15 protein-coding genes are annotated in these 17,615 nt (G+C 69.5%); 2 read left to right on the top strand and 13 right to left on the bottom strand.

The genetic code is table 11. The features are described from left to right. Window positions 1-216: 216 nt before the first annotated feature. The 3 genes from ACH41F_RS14855 to ACH41F_RS14845 form a co-directional block, all read right to left on the bottom strand. Window positions 217-1,149 (bottom strand): anti-sigma factor RsbA family regulatory protein, encoded by a 933-nt coding sequence (locus ACH41F_RS14855; protein WP_391231130.1) that lies wholly within the window; start codon window positions 1,147-1,149, stop codon window positions 217-219. Further along, the gene (locus ACH41F_RS14850; RefSeq protein ID WP_398835663.1) at window positions 1,149-1,505 is read right to left on the bottom strand and encodes an STAS domain-containing protein; all 357 of its coding nucleotides are present in this window, start codon (window positions 1,503-1,505) and stop codon (window positions 1,149-1,151) included. Before ACH41F_RS14850 ends, ACH41F_RS14855 begins: the two co-directional genes overlap by 1 nt. A gap of 303 nt (window positions 1,506-1,808) precedes the next feature. Then, on the bottom strand, window positions 1,809-3,779 hold the full coding sequence (locus tag ACH41F_RS14845) for a potassium transporter Kup (RefSeq protein WP_398835660.1): 1,971 nt from the start codon (window positions 3,777-3,779) through the stop codon (window positions 1,809-1,811). A gap of 200 nt (window positions 3,780-3,979) precedes the next feature. Between ACH41F_RS14845 and ACH41F_RS14840 the strand changes: the two genes are divergently transcribed. Further along, entirely contained in the window at window positions 3,980-4,783 is an 804-nt protein-coding gene (locus ACH41F_RS14840) for an NAD-dependent epimerase/dehydratase family protein (RefSeq protein WP_398835658.1), read from the top strand. Between the two features lie 78 nt (window positions 4,784-4,861). Here ACH41F_RS14840 and ACH41F_RS14835 read toward each other — a convergent pair whose 3' ends face one another. The 5 genes from ACH41F_RS14835 to ACH41F_RS14815 form a co-directional block, all read right to left on the bottom strand. Continuing rightward, window positions 4,862-5,293 (bottom strand): ATP-binding protein, encoded by a 432-nt coding sequence (locus tag ACH41F_RS14835; RefSeq protein ID WP_391231134.1) that lies wholly within the window; start codon window positions 5,291-5,293, stop codon window positions 4,862-4,864. Between the two features lie 300 nt (window positions 5,294-5,593). Further along, the gene (locus tag ACH41F_RS14830) at window positions 5,594-6,199 is read right to left on the bottom strand and encodes a lytic polysaccharide monooxygenase (protein WP_398836375.1); all 606 of its coding nucleotides are present in this window, start codon (window positions 6,197-6,199) and stop codon (window positions 5,594-5,596) included. A gap of 489 nt (window positions 6,200-6,688) precedes the next feature. After that, complete coding sequence (locus ACH41F_RS14825) at window positions 6,689-7,576, bottom strand: adenosine deaminase (RefSeq protein WP_398835656.1); 888 nt, start codon at window positions 7,574-7,576, stop codon at window positions 6,689-6,691. Beyond that, complete coding sequence (locus ACH41F_RS14820; protein ID WP_398835653.1) at window positions 7,573-8,577, bottom strand: methyltransferase domain-containing protein; 1,005 nt, start codon at window positions 8,575-8,577, stop codon at window positions 7,573-7,575. The genes ACH41F_RS14825 and ACH41F_RS14820 overlap by 4 nt, the downstream gene beginning before the upstream one ends. Before the next feature lie 293 nt (window positions 8,578-8,870). Beyond that, window positions 8,871-10,190 carry a prenyltransferase/squalene oxidase repeat-containing protein gene (locus tag ACH41F_RS14815; RefSeq protein WP_398835651.1) on the bottom strand — a complete coding sequence of 440 codons (1,320 nt, stop codon included), beginning with the start codon at window positions 10,188-10,190 and terminating at the stop codon, window positions 8,871-8,873. Window positions 10,191-10,698: 508 nt separating this feature from the next. On the opposite strand from ACH41F_RS14815, the gene ACH41F_RS14810 reads away from it, so the two are divergent. Then, the gene (locus ACH41F_RS14810) at window positions 10,699-11,526 is read left to right on the top strand and encodes an SAM-dependent methyltransferase (protein ID WP_398835648.1); all 828 of its coding nucleotides are present in this window, start codon (window positions 10,699-10,701) and stop codon (window positions 11,524-11,526) included. On the opposite strand, the gene ACH41F_RS14805 is transcribed toward ACH41F_RS14810, so the two are convergent. The 5 genes from ACH41F_RS14805 to ACH41F_RS14785 all read right to left on the bottom strand — a co-directional run bounded on the left by ACH41F_RS14805 (window position 11,495) and on the right by ACH41F_RS14785 (window position 17,615). Beyond that, complete coding sequence (locus ACH41F_RS14805; RefSeq protein WP_398835646.1) at window positions 11,495-13,144, bottom strand: ABC transporter ATP-binding protein; 1,650 nt, start codon at window positions 13,142-13,144, stop codon at window positions 11,495-11,497. The two genes, ACH41F_RS14810 and ACH41F_RS14805, sit on opposite strands and share 32 nt — an antisense overlap. Beyond that, the gene (locus tag ACH41F_RS14800; protein ID WP_398835644.1) at window positions 13,141-14,016 is read right to left on the bottom strand and encodes an ABC transporter permease; all 876 of its coding nucleotides are present in this window, start codon (window positions 14,014-14,016) and stop codon (window positions 13,141-13,143) included. The genes ACH41F_RS14805 and ACH41F_RS14800 overlap by 4 nt, the downstream gene beginning before the upstream one ends. Next, complete coding sequence (locus ACH41F_RS14795; protein WP_391231149.1) at window positions 14,013-14,966, bottom strand: ABC transporter permease subunit; 954 nt, start codon at window positions 14,964-14,966, stop codon at window positions 14,013-14,015. Before ACH41F_RS14795 ends, ACH41F_RS14800 begins: the two co-directional genes overlap by 4 nt. Beyond that, a complete protein-coding gene (locus tag ACH41F_RS14790) occupies window positions 14,963-16,612 on the bottom strand; it encodes an ABC transporter substrate-binding protein (RefSeq protein WP_398835642.1) in 1,650 nt (549 codons plus the stop codon). The genes ACH41F_RS14795 and ACH41F_RS14790 overlap by 4 nt, the downstream gene beginning before the upstream one ends. 193 nt (window positions 16,613-16,805) lie before the next feature. Then, the gene (locus ACH41F_RS14785; RefSeq protein WP_391231151.1) at window positions 16,806-17,615 is read right to left on the bottom strand and encodes a methyltransferase domain-containing protein; all 810 of its coding nucleotides are present in this window, start codon (window positions 17,613-17,615) and stop codon (window positions 16,806-16,808) included.

Here is a 17,615-nt window from a genome sequence, read left to right as displayed (position 1 = left end):
GCGTGAGCGTTGACGTGAGCTGCGTGGCCTGGCAGAGCGTGCCGGCCGCGCAGCTCATTGCCGTGTCTTGCTGGAGTTCGGGGTTTCGGGTGCGCGACAGGCACCGGCCACTCCCGGCGATGGTCCAGCTGTTACGCCATGACTCGTCGATCAGTGCCGCGTGTACGCAGGCGCGTGGGCGGCCCCCCGGACAGGGCGGGCCGCCCACACATGCTGTTACAGGCCGAGGTAGAAGCGCACCGTCGTACCGTCGTCCCCGGTGTGCACGCGCACCAGGTCGGACACGTAGTTGACCAGCATCAGGCCCCGGCCACCCACCTGCCCACGCTCCGGCGGGCGGCGGCCGGCCAGCGGATCGGTCAGCCGGCCCGCGTCACGGACCTCGATCACGAGCTGATCCTGCTCGGCCCAGACCGCGAGCGTGCCACGACCCCCGCCGTGCACCACGCTGTTGGTCGTCAGTTCCGCGACCGCCAGCTCCACGTCCATCAGCCGCTCACCGGTCAGACCCAACCGCGTGGCCTGATCCAGAGCGAAACGGCGGGCTGCCGGAAGGTCCTCCTCGCCGTACGAGAAGACCGCGGCGTCCGGCACGGCCGGAAGCTCCTGGTTGTAGCGGGAGACGAGCGCCTGCCAGTCGTAGACGTCGCTCGCCCGCTCACGGCCCTCCCCGTCGATGAGGGTGGGATGCGTGACGCGGGCATCGGCGATCACCTGCTCATCCAGCCGCACCTCGTCGTACGGGCACAGGATCGTCACCGCCCTGCCCTCGAAGGCGGCGTTGATCAGGGCCTCGTGCTGCGCGCAGGCCGGGTACTCCACAGCGCTGCGCCCGGCCCAGATCGGTTCACCGATGATGCGTACCCGACCCTGCGGGTGCGCGTCGGCGAATCCGCGCAGAACCTTGGGGATGATCCGCCCGGGATTGCGGCCGGCCTCGGTCATGTCCAGGAACAGGATGCCCTCGGCATCCGCGCCCAGCCCGTTCCTGATCAGTTCCAGGTTGGGACCGGGCACCGCGACGGCCGACGGCTCGCCCTTGTCCAGCCCTTCGCGCAGGAACGACACGGTCTGCCGCGTGTACTCGTCGGCGCTGCGATAGAACAGGGCCGGGTGCACGAACATCTCGTCGGTGGTCACCGTGGTCATCACTGAGCCACCTCGATCCGGTCCAGACCCGGCCAGAACAGTTCCAGAACCCGGGGCAACTGCGGCGGCGGATGTTCCACCACGACCCGTCCGTCCGGCAGGTTCATGGCGGTGACCGCCAGCGCGCTCACCCCGGCCACGTCGACGAACGCCACGTCCGACAGCTCCAAGTACGACACGCCCGCGTGCTGCCGGGCCAGCTCCGCAAGGGCCTGTTCCCAGGACGAACGTGTAAGGGCGTTGATCTCGCCACGGGCACGTATCCCAGAACGACCGCCGGGCAACGGACTCACCTCCAACGCCACCTCCCCACGCGTTACCGGGCCGGTTCCGCCCACCACATGTGGGGTATCCACGCTCGGACTCCTTCACCTTTCAGGCCAACGGCCGACCGCCCACGCAGGGGCAGACGGATCCCCAGCGGGCGAGTCTATCCCGCCCCGGAGACCGACCCCGCTGTTCGGGGGCGGTGCATCGCGGGAACGGCAGGCGCGTTCAGGGTTTTGGGCGACCGGACGGGTAGGGGGATGGCGGGCCGCATTCAGGTCGCAGCGATGACGGGAGTCTCTCTGAGGACGTGCTCTCTCCACGGGCAGTCGGCGCCGATGTACGCACGGTGAGGCAGCCGACGCACCGGCCGGCTTCGCCTCAGCGCGCGTCTACACCTCGATGTGCGAGCCCATGATGACCGTGCGGTCCCGGGGCAGGCTGAAGTGCTCGGCGGCGTCGGCCGTGATGTAGGACGTGGCGATGAACAGCCGTTTGCGCCAGGGCGCCATCGTCGGTGCCGTCCCGCGCCGAAGCTCGATCTTCGACAGGAAGTACGACGCCTGGTCGAGCTGCAACCGTCCCTCGGTCTCGTCCGGCGACAGCATGGCCAGCGTGCCGGGCACGTCCGGTGTCTCCATGTAACCGAAGCGGGCGGTGACGTGGACGATCCCGTCGTCGGTGTAGCCGAGGTCGTCCACGACGATCCGCTCGTCGGCCGGGACCCGGGGGATCGGCTCCGTCGTCAGGGAGAGGATCACGACCTGCTCGTGCCGCACGTGGTTGTGCTCGACGTTGGCCCGCATGGCGAGGGGGGCCGTCGCCTTGTCCCGGTTCAGGAACACGGCCGTGCCGGGGACCTGGCGCGTGGCGGCCTTGCCGCTGCGGAGGTCGTCGACGAACTCGGGCAGTGCTCCTTCGGCGCGCGCTCGTTGCGCGGTGACGATCTCGCGGCCGCGCTGCCAGGTCGTCATGACGGTGAACGCGGTGAGGCCGATGAGCAGCGGCAGCCAGGCGCCGTGCACGAGCTTGGTCATGTTGGCGGCCACGAACAGCAGGTCCACGAACAGGAGCAGACCCCCGCCGACGGCCAGCAGCCACGTGGGCGTGCCCCACTTGACGCGGGCGACGTTGAGGAACAGCAGGGTGGTGATGGTCATGGTTCCGGTGACCGCCATGCCGAAGGCGTAGGCCAGCTCGGCGGAGCTGCGGAAGGCGAAGACCAGGGTGAGGACCGAGACCATCAGCAGCCAGTTGATCCAGGGCACGTAGATCTGGCCGATGGTCGACTCGGAGGTGTGCGCGATGCGAAGCCTCGGCAGATAGCCGAGCCGTGCGGCCTGGGAGGCGACCGAGTAGGCGCCGGTGATCACCGCCTGGGAGGCGATCACGGTCGCCGCCGTCGCGAGCAGGACCATCGGCCAGCGTCCCCAGTCGGGCACGAGCAGGAAGAACGGGCTGCTGATGTTGTCCGGGTCGGCGAGGATCAGCGCGCCCTGCCCCATGTAGCTGAGGACACAGGCGGGCAGGACGAGCAGCAGCCACCCCCGGGTGATCGCCCGGCGGCCGAAGTGGCCCATGTCGGCGTAGAGCGCCTCGGCCCCGGTCACGGCGAGGACGATCGCGGCCAGGGCGAAGAAGGCGGTGCCCCAGTGACCGAACAGGAAGCCCAACGCGTACGTGGGGGACAGCGACTTGAGGATGTCCGGGTGGTCGCTGATGCCGACGACGCCGCAGGCACCGATGGCCAGGAACCAAAGGATCATGACCGGTCCGAACACCCGCCCCACCGCCGCGGTTCCTCTGCGCTGCACGAGGAAGAGGGTCACGATGATCACCGCGGTGATGGGCACGACCGCGTCCCCGAGGGACGGTTCCACGACCTTGAGTCCTTCGACCGCGGAGAGCACCGAGATCGCCGGGGTGATCATGCTGTCGCCGAAGAAGAGCGACGCGCCGAAGATGCCGAGGGCGGCCAGGGCGGCGGCCGCCTTGCTGCCGAGCCGTGAACTCCACCGTCGCACCAGGGTGATGAGCGCCATGATGCCGCCCTCGCCGTCGTTGTCGGCGCGCATCGCGAGCAGGATGTAGGTGACCGTGACGATGATCATCACTGACCAGAACACCAGAGACACCACCCCGTACACGTTGTCCGTGCTGACCGGGACGGGATGCGGGTCGTCGGGGTTGAACACGGTCTGGAGGGTGTAGATCGGGCTGGTGCCGATGTCGCCGAAGACGACGCCGAGCGCACCGACGACCACCGCCAGGCGCACCGTGTCGCGCGTCCGGGCCTGTTCGGCCTCCTGCACCCGCGATGCGGCTCCGTGAGCCGGCTCGGTTCCCTGCGGGCCGTCGGTCATGGCGCTGGTTCCTCCTCGTGCGGACCGCTGATCCGCGGACCGGGCTGTCGGTCGGACGATACCGGGGCATGCCCCAGACCCGGAGCAGACCCCGCACGCGTCCACATGTGCTGATCGTGCGGTGCTCCGAGATCCGGATTCGAAACCCGAAGGAGGGGCGGCTGGCAGAATCGGGGCCTTGTCGAACCTGTGGGGGCGTTGTGGGTCTGGGAACGGTGGCGGTCACCGGCGCGGCGGGCGCCATCGGGTCCGTGGTCCGGGTGGCTCTGAGAGGCGACGTGGACCGGCTGGTCCTGTTGGACCGTGTTCCGCTCCGGGCGGAGACGGCACGGGAAGAGGTACGCACCGTCGACCTGCGTGACGTGGCAGCCGTGGAGTCGGCACTGGCCGGTGTGGATTCCGTGCTCCACCTGGGCGGAGTGCCGGATGAGGCGCCTCTGGCCGATCTCCTGGAAGCGAATGTGCTGGGCACCCATCATGTGCTGGAAGCAGCGCGGCGGGTGGGAAGCCGGCGTGTGGTGCTGGCCAGCAGCAACCGCGTCACGGGGTTCTATCCCACTGGCCATCGCACACGTCCGCCGGAGCCCGCGCGGCCGGACGGCCTGTACGGGGTGAGCAAGGTAGCTGTTGAGGCCCTGGGCCAGCTGTACGCGGACAAGTTCGACCTCTCGGTCATCTGCCTGCGCATCGGCAGCTTCGAGGAGGTGCCCACAGAACCTCGCCACCTGGCGACCTGGCTCAGCCCGCGGGACGCCGTGGGGTATGTCCGGGCGGCACTCACCGCCCCGCAGTCCACCCGCTTCGCCACCGTGTACGCGGTCTCCGCCAACTCCCGACGGTTCTGGGAACTCCCTGACGAGTCAGTGCTGCCGTACACGCCTGTCGACAACGCCGAGGAGTATGCCGCACGCGTGACCGACGCGGACGTTCCTGCCGATCCCTCGGCACCTCAGGGCGGCCCCTATGCGACGCCTGAATTCACCCTGAAGCACATCTGGCCCTGACTCTGGTCGACCGGACGGCCGCCGTCACAGGTCTTGTGCCGGACCACAGCAGCGGTCGGTGCCACCGATAGGCAGGACTCAACTGCGGCTGTCCTCTTGGCCGGCGGTGGCAGCGGGGGAGCCGGGGCGGAAGCATGCTGTCACGGTCTTACCGTGGCGTTGGCACTTCGTCGCCCAGTCGTCGGCGAGCGTGCGCACGATGGAGACCCCTCGGCCGGAGACCGCGCCCTGCTCCGGTTCGCGCTGCTGCGGCAGCGACGGATCATCGTCGTGGACGCTCACCTGAAGGCAGTCGCCGTCCCATGTGAGGACCAGGTGCGCGTCGCTGTGGGCGTGGATGTGCGCATTGGTGATCAGTTCGGACACCGCCAGCACGATGGCGTCCACCGTGTCCGGCTCGTCAGCGGTCCAGGGCAGGGACTCGAGACGGCTTCGTGTCCACTCCCGGCCGACGCGGACTCCTTCGGACATGGGAAACGAGTGCGCCCACCCCATTGCTTTGACCGCCACTGTTCGACTTCCTCTCCTTGGCCCACCAAAGGTCACGTGCACGCACCGTGTACCCGGACCCCGAGTCGACAGGCACGACGACGCCTTTCGCCGAGGAAGCGGTGGCGACCAGGGGAAGGGGGAGGGCGCCGGATGCCCGCAGCCTCGCCAGCACCTCGAAGCAGCACACCTACGAGCGTGGGGAAGCTCCGTCGGGGCCAGGTGACCGCTCGGGGCCCTGCCCCGACGGAGCTCGGTCGGGCGGGGTGACGTGCTACCGGCGCCCGGCACAGGCCGGTGCCGTGTGCGATGCTCCTCGGCTCAGCCGAAGTTCACGTCGCTGCACCACATGTAGGCCTGGTCGAGGTGCGAGGCCTGCCAGATCACGAACAGGATGTGGTGTCCGCTGTAGCCGGAGGTCTGGACGGGGAACGTGATGTCCTGCGCGGGGGCGTAGCGGCCGGTCTGCGTGATGAAGTCGAGGTTGCTCCAGCCCAGGGTCTGGGTCTTGGGGTCGAAGCCCTGCTTGCTCACGTAGACCTTGAAGTAGTCGGCACCGTGGGACGCCTGGTCGTACAGGTGGACCGAGAAGTTGTTGGTGACGTTGGTGGTCTTCCACGGCCCGGGCTTGTCGAGGCTGGCGTTCCTGGAGAGGTTGTTGCTGCAGAGCGTCCCGTCGGGGGTCCGCGCCTGGAACTGGCCGCCGAGGCCGTCCCGGAGCGCGCTCATCCAGTTCCACATGGTGTCGGCGTTGGCCTGGAAGGCCTGCCAGCACATGGGGTCCTGGGTCTGCATGGCCGGGTTCGTGTGGTTGCTGCCCCACGTCTTCCAGCACTGGTACGCGCGGGTGGCGGGGTCGACGACGGTGCCGTGGGCCTGCGCGGGGGACGACCAGGTGAGCGCGCCGACCACCAGGGCGAACAGCATGACGAGCGCCTGGAGAGGCCGGCGAAGCGACGACCGCGAACGCCCGGTCAACGGACTCTGGTTGCGCATGTGGGGGGACTCCTTCCAGTTGCAAGGCTGTGATGGGAGCGCTCCCGACGCTAGGACTTCTGGGTGAGATGTCAATGAAGCGAACGGAGTTGATTACAGGGGTGGGTGGCGAGCTGGGAATCTGCCGTGAGCCGGGGGACAGGTCTGACCGCCCTCGGCTGAAGCCCGGTCAGTCCGGTCAGAACACGCTTTTCTGCCTCTACCACCCGGTGAACGGTGGAAAGTCCCCGGCCCCCTAGCACAGCCGCATGAGGCTGACACCGGCCTGCGCGGCAGCGTGGCCGCTCCTCACCGGACGCGCCACGCTCCGTAATTGGCCGCTGGCCCCTTCTCTTCCCGGGGTGCCCTCCGCCCCGGCCGCAAAGTGGGCCGCCCGTGAGATCCGGGACCGTGTTCCGTACGCGGATCCAGGTCAAGGGGTCAATCGAGGGGGAACTCGGTGAAGCAGTACGGCAGCGCTCGCTTCTGGAGGGCGAGGACCTCACTGGTCGTGCAGTGCAGCACTTCGGCGGCCGTCGAGATCTCCGCCCGGAATGACCGTCCGGTGTGGAGCGGTACGTCGGCGTTGAAGGAGACCGACACACCGTGTTCGATCAGCGTCCGTACGGGATGCGCTTCGATGTCCCGTACTGCGCCCAGTGCCGCGTTGGAGGTCAGTGAGACCTCGACGTGTACGTGGTCGCGTGCCAGGCGGTCCATGAGTGTCTTGCTCGACGCGGCGGCGATGCCGTGGCCTATGCGCTGCGCGCCCAGCCGGTCCAAGGCCGACCAGATGTGCCGATCGGATCCGAATTCGCCGGCGTGGACCGTCACTCCACGACCGGCCGAACGCGCCGCCGAGCAGAACGCCTGAAAGCGGTCGACATCCGGGTGTCTTCTCTCGTCCCCGGCGATATCGACGCCGACGAAGGTGGAGGGCAGGCGAGTCAGCGCTGCCGCGCACTCCTCCAGCGTCTCGTCAGGGCAGTCCCGGTTCAGCAGCAGCACGACTCGTACATACGGGCCGCGTAGGCCGTCGAGCACTCTGTGCGTGATGCCGAGGACGTCGTCCAGCGACAGCCCGTCGGTGAGGAAGCGCCTGGGCGATACGCGCACCTCGACGTAGTCGACACCCTGGGCTTCATGCTCGGCATGCACATCCCGCAGGAACCGTCCGAGATCGTGACCGCTGACCCGGACCCGGTCCGGTGTGTCGACTCGATGGGCGTCGAAGAACGCCGCACTGGAACGGGGACGCCGACTCGGCAGGCCCACTGCCCGGCGCTTGCGCTCTTCCGGCTCCAGATGCAGGTGCAGGTGCGGTATCACGCCGGCTTCCTCAGCAGAGCCTTGATCCAGCGCTGGACGGTCGAGGAGGAGTCCAACTCGTCCTCCGACCAGGTTCTGAGCACCTCGAATCCACTCTTCTCCGCCAGGCTCTGAAGACGGTCGACCCGATAGAAGTAGAAGTGCCGGCGAGGCGAACCGTCTCCCTCCATCGGCAGCGCCACATGCCCCTCTCCCTCCTTGACCGAGACCTGCGCGACGCCCCCGGGCCGCAGGACACGGTGGAACTCCTGCAGCGACCGTAGAAAGTCCTCCGACGGAAGGTGCAGCAGCACGGCCGAACACCAGACCGCGGCCACGCAGCGGGCGGGAAGGGGCAGACTCCGCACGTCGCCCAGGACCGGCAGGGTCCGGTCGTGGACCGGCGCATGGGACAGCAGTGACCCACTGGCGTCCAATGCCAGCACATGCTTTCCCTGCTGCGCGAACCTGAGTGCGTCACGTCCGGCACCGGCTCCCGCATCCAGGACGATGCCGTCGACCGCGTCGGCCAGTTCGTCGATCTCACTGGGAAGGGCGGAGCCTGGTGCGAACGAGGCCGTCCGGCGGGCGTAGGATTCGGCCGCGCTGTCGTAGGCGAGCACGGTTTCCTCCATGGGCCCCAGAGGCTGGGCGTGCCGCGCCTTTTGCAAGGCCGCGGTGGTCCAGCGGGCGTTGCCCAGGAAGGGGAACGCCGCCCAGTCCCACAGGTCAGGCTCGTCGAGCAGACCGGCCCACACACGTCGTGCGTACTGCGAAGGTAATTTCGGATCGATCAAGAGATAGCCCTCGTCCTGTTTCCAGGAGCAGTAGTAGTAGTTGCTGTGTCGCGCTGCCGCCGCCGCCAAGCCCGCCGAAGTGGTGACGCGCCGACTTTCGGGAGGGACGAACGACGCGGGGTCCATGCCGTGCTCAAGCGGGAAGAGGTGGAGGTGCGCGTGGGTGACGCACGAGCCGCCGCCTCCCTCGCGTGAGCCGGAGGAGCCGTGCTCGACGAGGACCACGGCCCCGCCGAACGTACGACGTATCAGTTCTGCGGCCCCCCACGCCGTGCGGAAGACGTGGGTGCGTTCACCTCCGGGTAACTCGCCTACGCTCAGCGCGTGATGGTGAGGCACCACGAGTGCGTATCCCGGCGCCATGCATCCCAACCCGGACAGGACGTCAGCGGCCCTGGTGCGCATCACCAGCCGGGAGAAGACGTCCTCCAATCCCGGAAGACGCGGGTCACCGGTCGCCGCGCTTCCACTCCAGCGCACCTCGTCACACAGCTCGCAGGGCCCGTCGGCATCCCTCCTCACGGCCCCGCCCCCGCTCCGGAGGAGTGCCGCCGTTGCCACAGATAATCGAAAAGCATAAGCAGGAGCGGAACTATGAGCGACATCAGGAATTCTGATAAGGACAGGCTTCCGCTGATCAACAGTCCTAGTGGAATACCTGTGGCCGCGACGGAAACCAACCACAGTATGGCAGTCAGACGTTTCATTCGGATCCAGTCCCGCAGAATGCTCCGCACCAGCAGACCGCGCGAGAAGCGTCGGCCCACGTCTTCGTTCTGCACGATCACGCAACCCGGAAAGAGCAGCGACGCCCTGCTGTTCGGCGTCGTGAGGATGGTCGACCTGGCCAGCGCCAGAGCGTTGACGAACGGCCAGATGGCCCATATGGACGGCCGGGTCGGGCTGCGAGGCAGTTCCCACGCCCCGCTTTCCTGCTGCGTATCGAGTATTCCCTGGAGCGTTTCGAAGACCTTCGGCTGAAGCGGATCGACCACACCCGCCGACAACAGAGCACTGATCGCGAGGGGCCCCGCGAAGTGCGGCAATGAGTTCTGGAACACGGCGGTCGCACCGGCCTGCGCGAACGGCACGTCGTACTCCTCGACCGTGGTGCTGCGCTCGACGTGGGTCCCGGGGCTCAGCCCTTCCAGTAACCACTCCGTAGTGCGACGGATGGTGTTGACGCTCAACGCGCCCGGAATGCGAGTCAGAGCCATGAGGGCCCAACTCGTGTGGACCAGCGTGGGCTCAGCACCCGGCAGCGGACCCCAGGCGGGCACTCCGGGGTTCTGGGCGTCGATGAGCCAGCGCTGCGCCTGAGCCAACGCGGCCCGGTCCCCGCCGCACTCGTCGAGCGCCAGAACGGCGAGCGCGGTGTGGAACACACGCGAAGGCTGCCCGGCGTACGATCCCCAGCCGCAGTCGACGTTCTGGTTGTCCCGGATCCACTCGGCACCGCGCCGCGCACTCGCACCGCCGCTGAGCAGTCCCACGTCCGGCCTGCTCAACGCACGGACCACCCATGCCGTGGCCTCCAGGATGGGGAAACCGTTCGTCGTGCGCACAGACCAGCCACCGCTGCGCGGATTTCCCGGGTGGCTCTGCTGGCCGATCAAGTAGGCCAGCACGTCAGGAGCCCTCTCGAACACGACCCCGGGAACGCTGAAGGTGAAGAGCCCGACAGCTGATGCGGTGATGCCTGGAAGGGGATCATCCAGGTAGTGGTACCAACCGGCCGCCCCGGAACCGGATCGGAAATTCCGCCGCAGACACCCATGCGCACGGTCGATTGATTCAGTTAACGCATAACCGTCCAGATCGGCCGTCGATCGCGCCATGACATCCCCCTGAAGCGCCACGGAACTGCTCTCGTGCCGCCATGATGCCCATCGCGCCGGGGCATGATTCGCCATTCGACGGCAGACGGCCCGAAAGGTACATGATCCGGGGCCTGCCGCTCGCACTCCGCCCTCGGTACGGCCAACGGGACTGCTGCATGATTGCTTGGCAGCCGGGTTTATGCAGCCACAGCGGACTCGCCTCGATCCTGGCGTGCCTCACCCTCGATCGTCCCGTACTTGCCGGCCGACGGGTCCGTGATCAGGCATCCGCGCATCTTGGACCTGGGCCGAGAGTGAACGGCCGAGTTGCCTGCGGGGATACCCGCTCGAACAGGGCAGCCAGGTCGCTGTTCCATCAGACCGGCGGTGCGTCGGGTTTCGGCTCGCGAGTTCGCGGTGGCTGTGCCCCTCTAGTTCGTCTGCGTTTCGGACATGTCGCCACGCGCTGCCTTGAGTGACCGGAGAAGCTCAAAACGGGGGTGCTCAAGCGATGTTGACGGGAAGAATGGCCGCCATGACGTACCAAGGCTCCTCCATCGACCCGACCAAGCCCAGCATCGCTCGCGTCTACGACTACCTGCTCGGTGGCAAGGACAACTACGCGGTGGACCGTGAGATCGGCGACGTGTTCAAGCGCGACCTACCCGGCTCGGTGGCCATTGCCTTTGCCAATCGCGCCGCCTTGACCCGGGCGGTCAGAGAGATCGCGAGGACCACCGGTATCCGGCAGTTCATCGACCTGGGCAGCGGCCTGCCGACGGCGGACAACGTTCACCAGGTCGCGCAACGGCACGCCCCGGAGTCCCGGGTGGTCTACGTCGACAACGATCCCCAAGTCCTGGTCCATGGCCGGGCGTTGCTGGAGAGCAACGAACGGACCCGCGTCGTCCCGGGCGATGTGCGTGACCCCGAAGCCATCCGCACTCACCCGGACACCGCCGAACTCATCGATTTCGCTCGACCGGTGGCTGTCATGCTCAGCGCCATCCTCCACCACGTCAACGATGACGAGGACCCTGCCGGTATCGTCCGCTACTGGCGCCAGCACGTCCCTTCGGGAAGCTACTTCTTCATCAGCCACTTCCGCTCGGGCGACAACCCGGAGACGACGGAGGCCGAGGCGGTTCTCCAGCAGACGTTCGGCCGCGGTCGGTGGCGCACCGACGCCGAGATCGCCTCCCTGCTGGACGGCCTGGAGATCCTCGACCCGGGGATCGTTCCCGCGTCCTTGTGGCGTTCCGATGAGACCGATGACTCACGGGACATCGGTCAGAGGAGAGAACTCACGGTCTGGGAACAGCTCATCGCGGCCGGGCTGGCCCGGAAGGCCTAGTGCTCCCATCTTGAGTTGCGGGGGGAAGGGCCTCTTGGCCGCTCAGCAGCCGGCTCGTTCCGGTCGTCAGGCGGGCCGTGGTTTCCATAAGCGTGATGGTGAACGGGTGGCTGGGGGCGGTCAGGATGCGTTGGGCAGGGCCCTGTTCGACGAGTTCGCCGGCGTCCAGGACGGCGATGCGGTGGGCGAGGGCCGCGGTGTCCAGATCGTGGGTGATCAGGACCAGGGACAGGTCGTCGCGGTGGCGGACGAGGGCCGTGAGGGTGTCGAGGATGCCCCGGCGGGTGATCGTGTCGAGGCCGGAGGTGATCTCGTCGCAGATGAGGACGCGGGGGCGGGCGAGGAGCGCGCGGGCGAGAGCGGCGCGCTGGAGTTCGCCGCCGGAGAGCTGACCTGGGCGCCGGTGGACCAGGTCCTCGGGGAGGCCGAGGCGGGTCAGGGTGGTCCGGGCTTCCCGCGTCGCGGTGTCCGTGTCGGTGCCGCGCAGGCGGATCGCGGTGCGGGCGACCTGGTGGAGTACGGGACGGTGTTCGTCGAAGGCGGCGCCCGCGTCCTGGAAGACGTACTGCACGGCAGCGAGGTGCGTACGGCTGCGGTTGCGGAGGCTGTGGGGCAGCGGTGTGCCGTCGAGGAGGATCTCTCCGTCGTGGTCACGGTGGAGACCGGCGAGGCAGCGGGCGAGGGTGGTCTTGCCGCTGCCGGAACGGCCGACGACGGCCAGGCATTCGCCCGGGCGCAGGTCCAGTCGGGGGGTGCGCAGCACCACGGTCGTGCCATGGGCGCCGTCGTGGTGGCGGGCGGTGAGGTCGCGTATTCGCAGGACGGGCCGCTCGGTGCCGGTCGAACTGGCGGGTTCCGGGAACCGCGGCTGCTCACCGAGCAGTTCGCGGGTCCATTCATGCTGGGGCGCCAGGCAGACGCGTGGTGCCGGGCCCGACTCGACGACCCGGCCCGCCCGCATGACGATGAGCTCGTCGGCGAGTGCGCGTACGACGTCCAGGTCGTGGCTGAGCAGGACGACGGCGATGCCGCGCGCCGCGACGGCCGCCAGCTGGTCGACGATACGGCTCTTGGTCACGGCGTCCTGGCCGGTCGTGGGCTCGTCGGCCACGATGACCCGGGCGCCGAGCAGCAGGGCTTGGGCGAGGACGACCCGCTGCTGCTGACCGCCGGAGAGCTGGTGCGGGTAGCGCCGCAGCAGGTCCTCGGCGTCCGGGAGTTGGGCTTCGGCGAGGGCGTGCAGGACGCGTTCGCGGGCCGCCCCCCGGCGCCGCCTCAGCGGAAGATGGGCGACCTGGGCGCGGGCTATGTCGGTGAGCAGCGCGGCGATACGGCGGGCGGGGTTGAGGACGGCTGCCGGGTGCTGGGGGATGTAGCCGACCAGGCCGTCGGCCGTCAGGCGTACGTCGCCGGTGACGTGGGCGCCGGGCGGGTACTCGCCGAGCAGGGCGAGGCCGGTGGTGGTCTTGCCGCTGCCGGAGGCGCCGACCAGCGCCGTGACCTTGCCGGGCAGGGCCTTGAGGCTGACTCCGTCGACGATGGCCCTGCCGTCGATCTCGACGCGCAGGTCGCGGATCTCGGCCACGGGATCCGGGGTGGTGTCGTTCGCGTGGTTCACGGACGTGCTTCCTTCTCTGTCCGGCTGCGGAGGCTGCCGCCCGTGCCTCCGGATGTGGCCGTGCGCGCGGGGGCGCCCTGTCTCCCGCCCTTGTCCAGGGCTGCGTCGAAGAGGAGGTTCGTGCCCATCGTCAGGCCCACGATCAGCAGGGCGGGGACCACGACGGCCCAGGGCTGGACGAACAGGCCGGTGCGGTTGCGGTCGACCATGACCGCCCAGTCGGTGGCGTCCGGGGCCACGCCGACGCCGAGGAAGGCGGCCGTGGCGACCAGGTACAGCACCCCGGTCAGCCGGGTGCCTGCGTCGGCGGCCAGGGTACGCAGCATGGAGCGGCCTACGTAGCCGACGGCCATGCGCCACCACGTCTCGCCCTGCATGCGCAGGGCCTCGACCGCGGGGCGGGCGGCGGCCTCGGCGGCGGCGGCGCGTACCAGGCGGGCCGCGTCGGGCACGTTGACCACCGCGACGAGCAGGGCGAGGCCGACGGCGCCGGGGGAGAACACCGTCGCCGCCAGCAGGATCAGCAGCAGCGACGGGATGGCGAGCAGCACGTCCAGGGGCCGCATCAGCAGCTCCTCCAGCCAGCGGCGGTGGGTGAGCGCGCTGAGCAGGCCGATGGGCAGGGCCACGAGGTAGGCCAGGGCGGTCGCGGCGAGGGCGGTCAGCACGACCGGCCGGCCGCCGTGGAGCACCTGCTGCCAGACGTCGCGACCGACGAAGTCGGTGCCGAGCCAGTGCCCGTCGCCGAGCGTGAAGGACGGGGTCCGGGGTCCCGGTTCGCCCGCGAACAGCGGGCCGAGGAGTGCCAGGACGAGGGGGAGGGTGATGACCGCGATGCCGAGGGTGAAGCGGCCCGTACGCAGGTTCCTCACGCGGCCACCGCCGCCCGGGGCGCGAGCCGGTGGGTGACCAGGTCGGCGCCGAGGTTGAGCATCACGGTGAGGACCCCGAACACCACGGCGAGACCCTGGACGACGGGCAGGTCGCGTTCGGCGACCGCGTTGAGCAGGACGGTGCCGAGTCCGGGGATGACGTACAGCGCCTCCACGACGATGACACCGCACAGCAACCAGTCGACGGTGCGGGCGAGTTGCTGGGCGGCGGGAGCAAGGGCGTTGGGCAGGGCGTGGGTGTAGCGGATGCGGGCGCCGGCGATGCCGTAGCGGCGAGCCTGCGCCACGTACGGGGAGGCGAGCGCGTCGATCACGCCCGCGCGTACCAGACGCACCAGGGAGCACACGGGCCGGGCCAGCAGGACGAGGACGGGCAGGACGAGTGCGGCCGGGTGGGCGAGCAGGTCGGTGCCGTAGCCGACGGCGGTCGGCGGCAGCCAGCCCAGCTGGATCGCGAGGACGGTCACCAGCAGCACGCCGAGGGCGAACTCCGGGACCGCGTACACCGCGAGCGTCGCGGAGCTGATGAGCCGGTCCGCCAGGCGCCCCTCGTGGCGGGCGGCCAGCACGCCGAGGCCGAAGCCGACGGGGACGAGCAGGGTGACGGTGAGCGTGGCCAGCAGCAGGGTGGGGCCGAAGCCGTCGGCGATGTACTGACTGACCGGGCGGCCGGAGGCCAGGGAGGTGCCGAGGTCGCCGTGGAACAGGCCCGCCGCCCAGTCGGTCAGCCGCTCCACCGCCGGCCGGTCCAGTCGCATGGCCTCGCGGATGGCCGCGATGCGGGCGGGGTCGGGCTGGTCCCCGGCGAGGGCGACGGCGGCGTCGCCCGGCAGCGCCTCGGTGAGCGCGAAGACCAGCAGCACGACGGCCACGGTCTGCGCGACGCCGAGGAGCAGCCGCCGGGCGACGAAGGAGCGCAGTCCGCTCACGCGAGCCACACCTTGTCGAAGCGGGCCCAGTCGATGGTGTTGGCGGGCGCCTTGGTCTCAACCCCCTTCACCGAGCGGGCCGTTCCGATGATCCAGTCCGCGAAGCCCCAGATCAGGAAGCCGCCCTCGGAGTACAGGCGGCGCTGCATGCGGGCGTAGACGGCGGCGCGTTCGGTCTTGTCGGGGGTGGACTGGGCTTGCTGGTAGAGGGCGTCGAAGTCCTTGTGCCGCCACTTGGTGGCGTTGGTGGTGGAGTTGGTGAGCAGGCGCTGGGAGATGTGTGCCTCGATGGGCATGGCGCCGGAGCGGTAGCAGCTCAGGATGCCGCCATCGAGGATGTCGCTCCAGTAGGAGTCCTTGCTGCCCATCTTGACGTCGATGGTGACGCCTGCCTTCTTCGCCTGGTCGCGGAAGATGCTGGCGGCTTCGGTGAATCCGGCGGCCACGGCCGAGGTGTCGAGGGTGACCGTGAGGTTCTCGGCGCCGGCCTGCTTGAGCAGGGTGCGGGCCTTGTCGAGGTCCTGTTCGCGCTGGGGCAGGCCGTCGGCGTAGTACTCGTAGCCCTTGCCGAACAGGTCGTTGCCGATCTCCCCGGCGCCGGACAGCGCGCCGTCGACGAGTTCCTTGCGGTCGGCGATGAGGAAGAACGCCTGGCGCACCCGCTTGTCGTCGAAGGGAGCCCGGTCGGTCTTCATGCAGAAGCCCTGCATGGCGCTGCCCCGCAGCCGCACGATCTCGATCTGTCCCTTGCCCTCGTGGGCGCGGGCGGTGGTGGGGTTGAGTTCGTGCGCGTACTCGACCTGGCCGCCGATGAGGGCGTTGACGCGGGCGGACTCCTCGTTGGCGACGACGAACTCGAGTTCGTCGAGGTGCGGGGCGCCCTCCCAGTAGTCGTCGTTGCGGCGGAAGACCGCTGAGCGGCCCGGGGCGAACGACACGAACCGGAACGGTCCCGAACCGATCGGCTTCTTGTCGAAGTCGGTGGCGTTCTCGGGCACGATGTATGCGCCGAACGCGGCCAGGACGTTGGGGAATTCGGCCGTCGGGCGTTTGAGGACGAACTCGATCGACCGTTCGCCGATGGCGCGGCTGGCCTTGAGGTCGATCGGTTCCAGGGACGCCTTGGCTCTGAACGCCTGCTTCGGGTCGGCGATACGGCGGTAGCTGTAGAGGACGTCCTTGGCGGTGACCGGTCTGCCGTCGTGGAAGGTCGCCTCGCGCAGGGTGACCTGCCAGCGGTCCAGGGTCTTGTTGGACTCCCACCTGTCGGCGAGGCGGGGTTGGGCGGACAGGTCGGGGCCGTAGTCGGCGAGCTTGTCGTAGAGGGCCTTGGCGCGGGCGACGTCGGCGAACAGGTTGGCCAGGTGCGGGTCGAGGGTCTCGCTGGCACCGCCGCCCGCGAACGCTGCGCGCAGCCGCCCGCCCCGCTTCGGTGTGCCGTCGCCCTTGTTCCCGCCGTCTCCGGAGCCCGAGCCCGAGTCGCCGCATCCGGCGAGGGTGACCGCGCCGAGCGAGGCGGCACCGGTGGCGGCGAGGAAGCCGCGGCGGCGCAGGCCCGGGAAGCCCCGGGACGAGCGCAAGGGGGCCGGGGGCTCCGCCGACGGCAGGTCCGGAGCGGGGAAAGAGCGGGTGGATTCGTCGTGCATGTGTGTTTCCTCACGTGTGTGTGGATGTGCCGTTGCGGTGCGGGGGTGGCGGTTGTGGGGCGCCAGGGCGCGGGACGGGCTCGGTCAGGTTTGAGGCATCAGGACGTGGGGCCGGCCCGGTCAGGTGGGGCATCAGGACGCGGGTGCCGACCCGCCGATCAGGTGTCGGGGCGTCGGGAGTCGGAGGGCCCGGTCAGGAGGGCCGGGTCAAGCGGGCCACCACGTGCAGCCGGTCGGCGTCGGCGGTACGGCCGGGAAGGAGACCGTCGTGCCACGGCGGCTCGGTGCGCGGGCCAGGACCGTCGTGGAGCTCGACGACCTCGAAGCCGTGCGCGGCCAGGAGGTGGCGCAGCTCCTGAGGGAACAGCAGCCGCCATGCGGAGCGTTGCTCGACGGGCTCCGACCCGTCGTCCGCGGTCCACACGCGCGTACGGCGCAGAAGTTGGGCCGCACGGTCAACGGCGAGGGTCGTGGTGGAGCGGTAGGCGGCTCCCCGCCAGGTGAACTCGTCGACTCTGGGTGTGTCGAGCAGGTCGGTACGGCCCAGGAAGTAGGCGCCGTTGCGCATCTCCGCGACGAGCAGTCCGCCCGGGGCCAGGGCCCGGCGGCAGGAGGACAGGAAGGCGTCGAGCTCGTCGTTGGTGTGGCAGTACAGCAGGGCGCTGTCCAGGCACACGACGGAGTCGAAGGCGTTCTGACCGAGGTCGAATCCGCGCAGGTCGGCGCGCACGTACGCGGGGCCGGGGTGATGGGCGCGGGCGTGCGCGAGCATCGCCTCGGAGAGGTCGGCGCCGGTCACCGTACGGCCGGCGGAGTGCAGGTGTGCGGCGTCGCGGCCGGTGCCGCAGCCCATGTCGAGCACGCGCGGGCCTGCCCCGTGCCGCCGCAGGCAGTCCTCGGTCCAGCGTCCGGCGAGCCGGTCGGGGTCGGGGAAGCGGGCCTCGTACAGCTCGGGGTTGTCCGTGAGCAGGTTGTGCGTACTCGCGGTCGTCGTCGAGGTCAT

This window comes from Streptomyces sp. NPDC020489 (assembly GCF_044386545.1).
Classification (GTDB): Bacteria; Actinomycetota; Actinomycetes; order Streptomycetales; family Streptomycetaceae; genus Streptomyces.
The sequence above is the reverse complement of the archived record's forward strand: the minus strand, read 5'-3'. Positions and strand labels throughout refer to the sequence as shown.

Bases quoted from the DNA above. Each gene is read 5' to 3' on its own strand.
- ACH41F_RS14810 (WP_398835648.1), top strand. From the start codon at position 10,699: ATGGCCGCCATGACGTACCAAGGCTCCTCCATCGACCCGACCAAGCCC.
- ACH41F_RS14855 (WP_391231130.1), bottom strand. From the start codon at position 1,149: ATGACCACGGTGACCACCGACGAGATGTTCGTGCACCCGGCCCTGTTC.
- ACH41F_RS14815 (WP_398835651.1), bottom strand. From the start codon at position 10,190: ATGGCGCGATCGACGGCCGATCTGGACGGTTATGCGTTAACTGAATCA.
- ACH41F_RS14790 (WP_398835642.1), bottom strand. From the start codon at position 16,612: ATGCACGACGAATCCACCCGCTCTTTCCCCGCTCCGGACCTGCCGTCG.
- ACH41F_RS14845 (WP_398835660.1), bottom strand. From the start codon at position 3,779: ATGACCGACGGCCCGCAGGGAACCGAGCCGGCTCACGGAGCCGCATCG.
- ACH41F_RS14830 (WP_398836375.1), bottom strand. From the start codon at position 6,199: ATGCTGTTCGCCCTGGTGGTCGGCGCGCTCACCTGGTCGTCCCCCGCG.
- ACH41F_RS14785 (WP_391231151.1), bottom strand. From the start codon at position 17,615: ATGACCTCGACGACGACCGCGAGTACGCACAACCTGCTCACGGACAAC.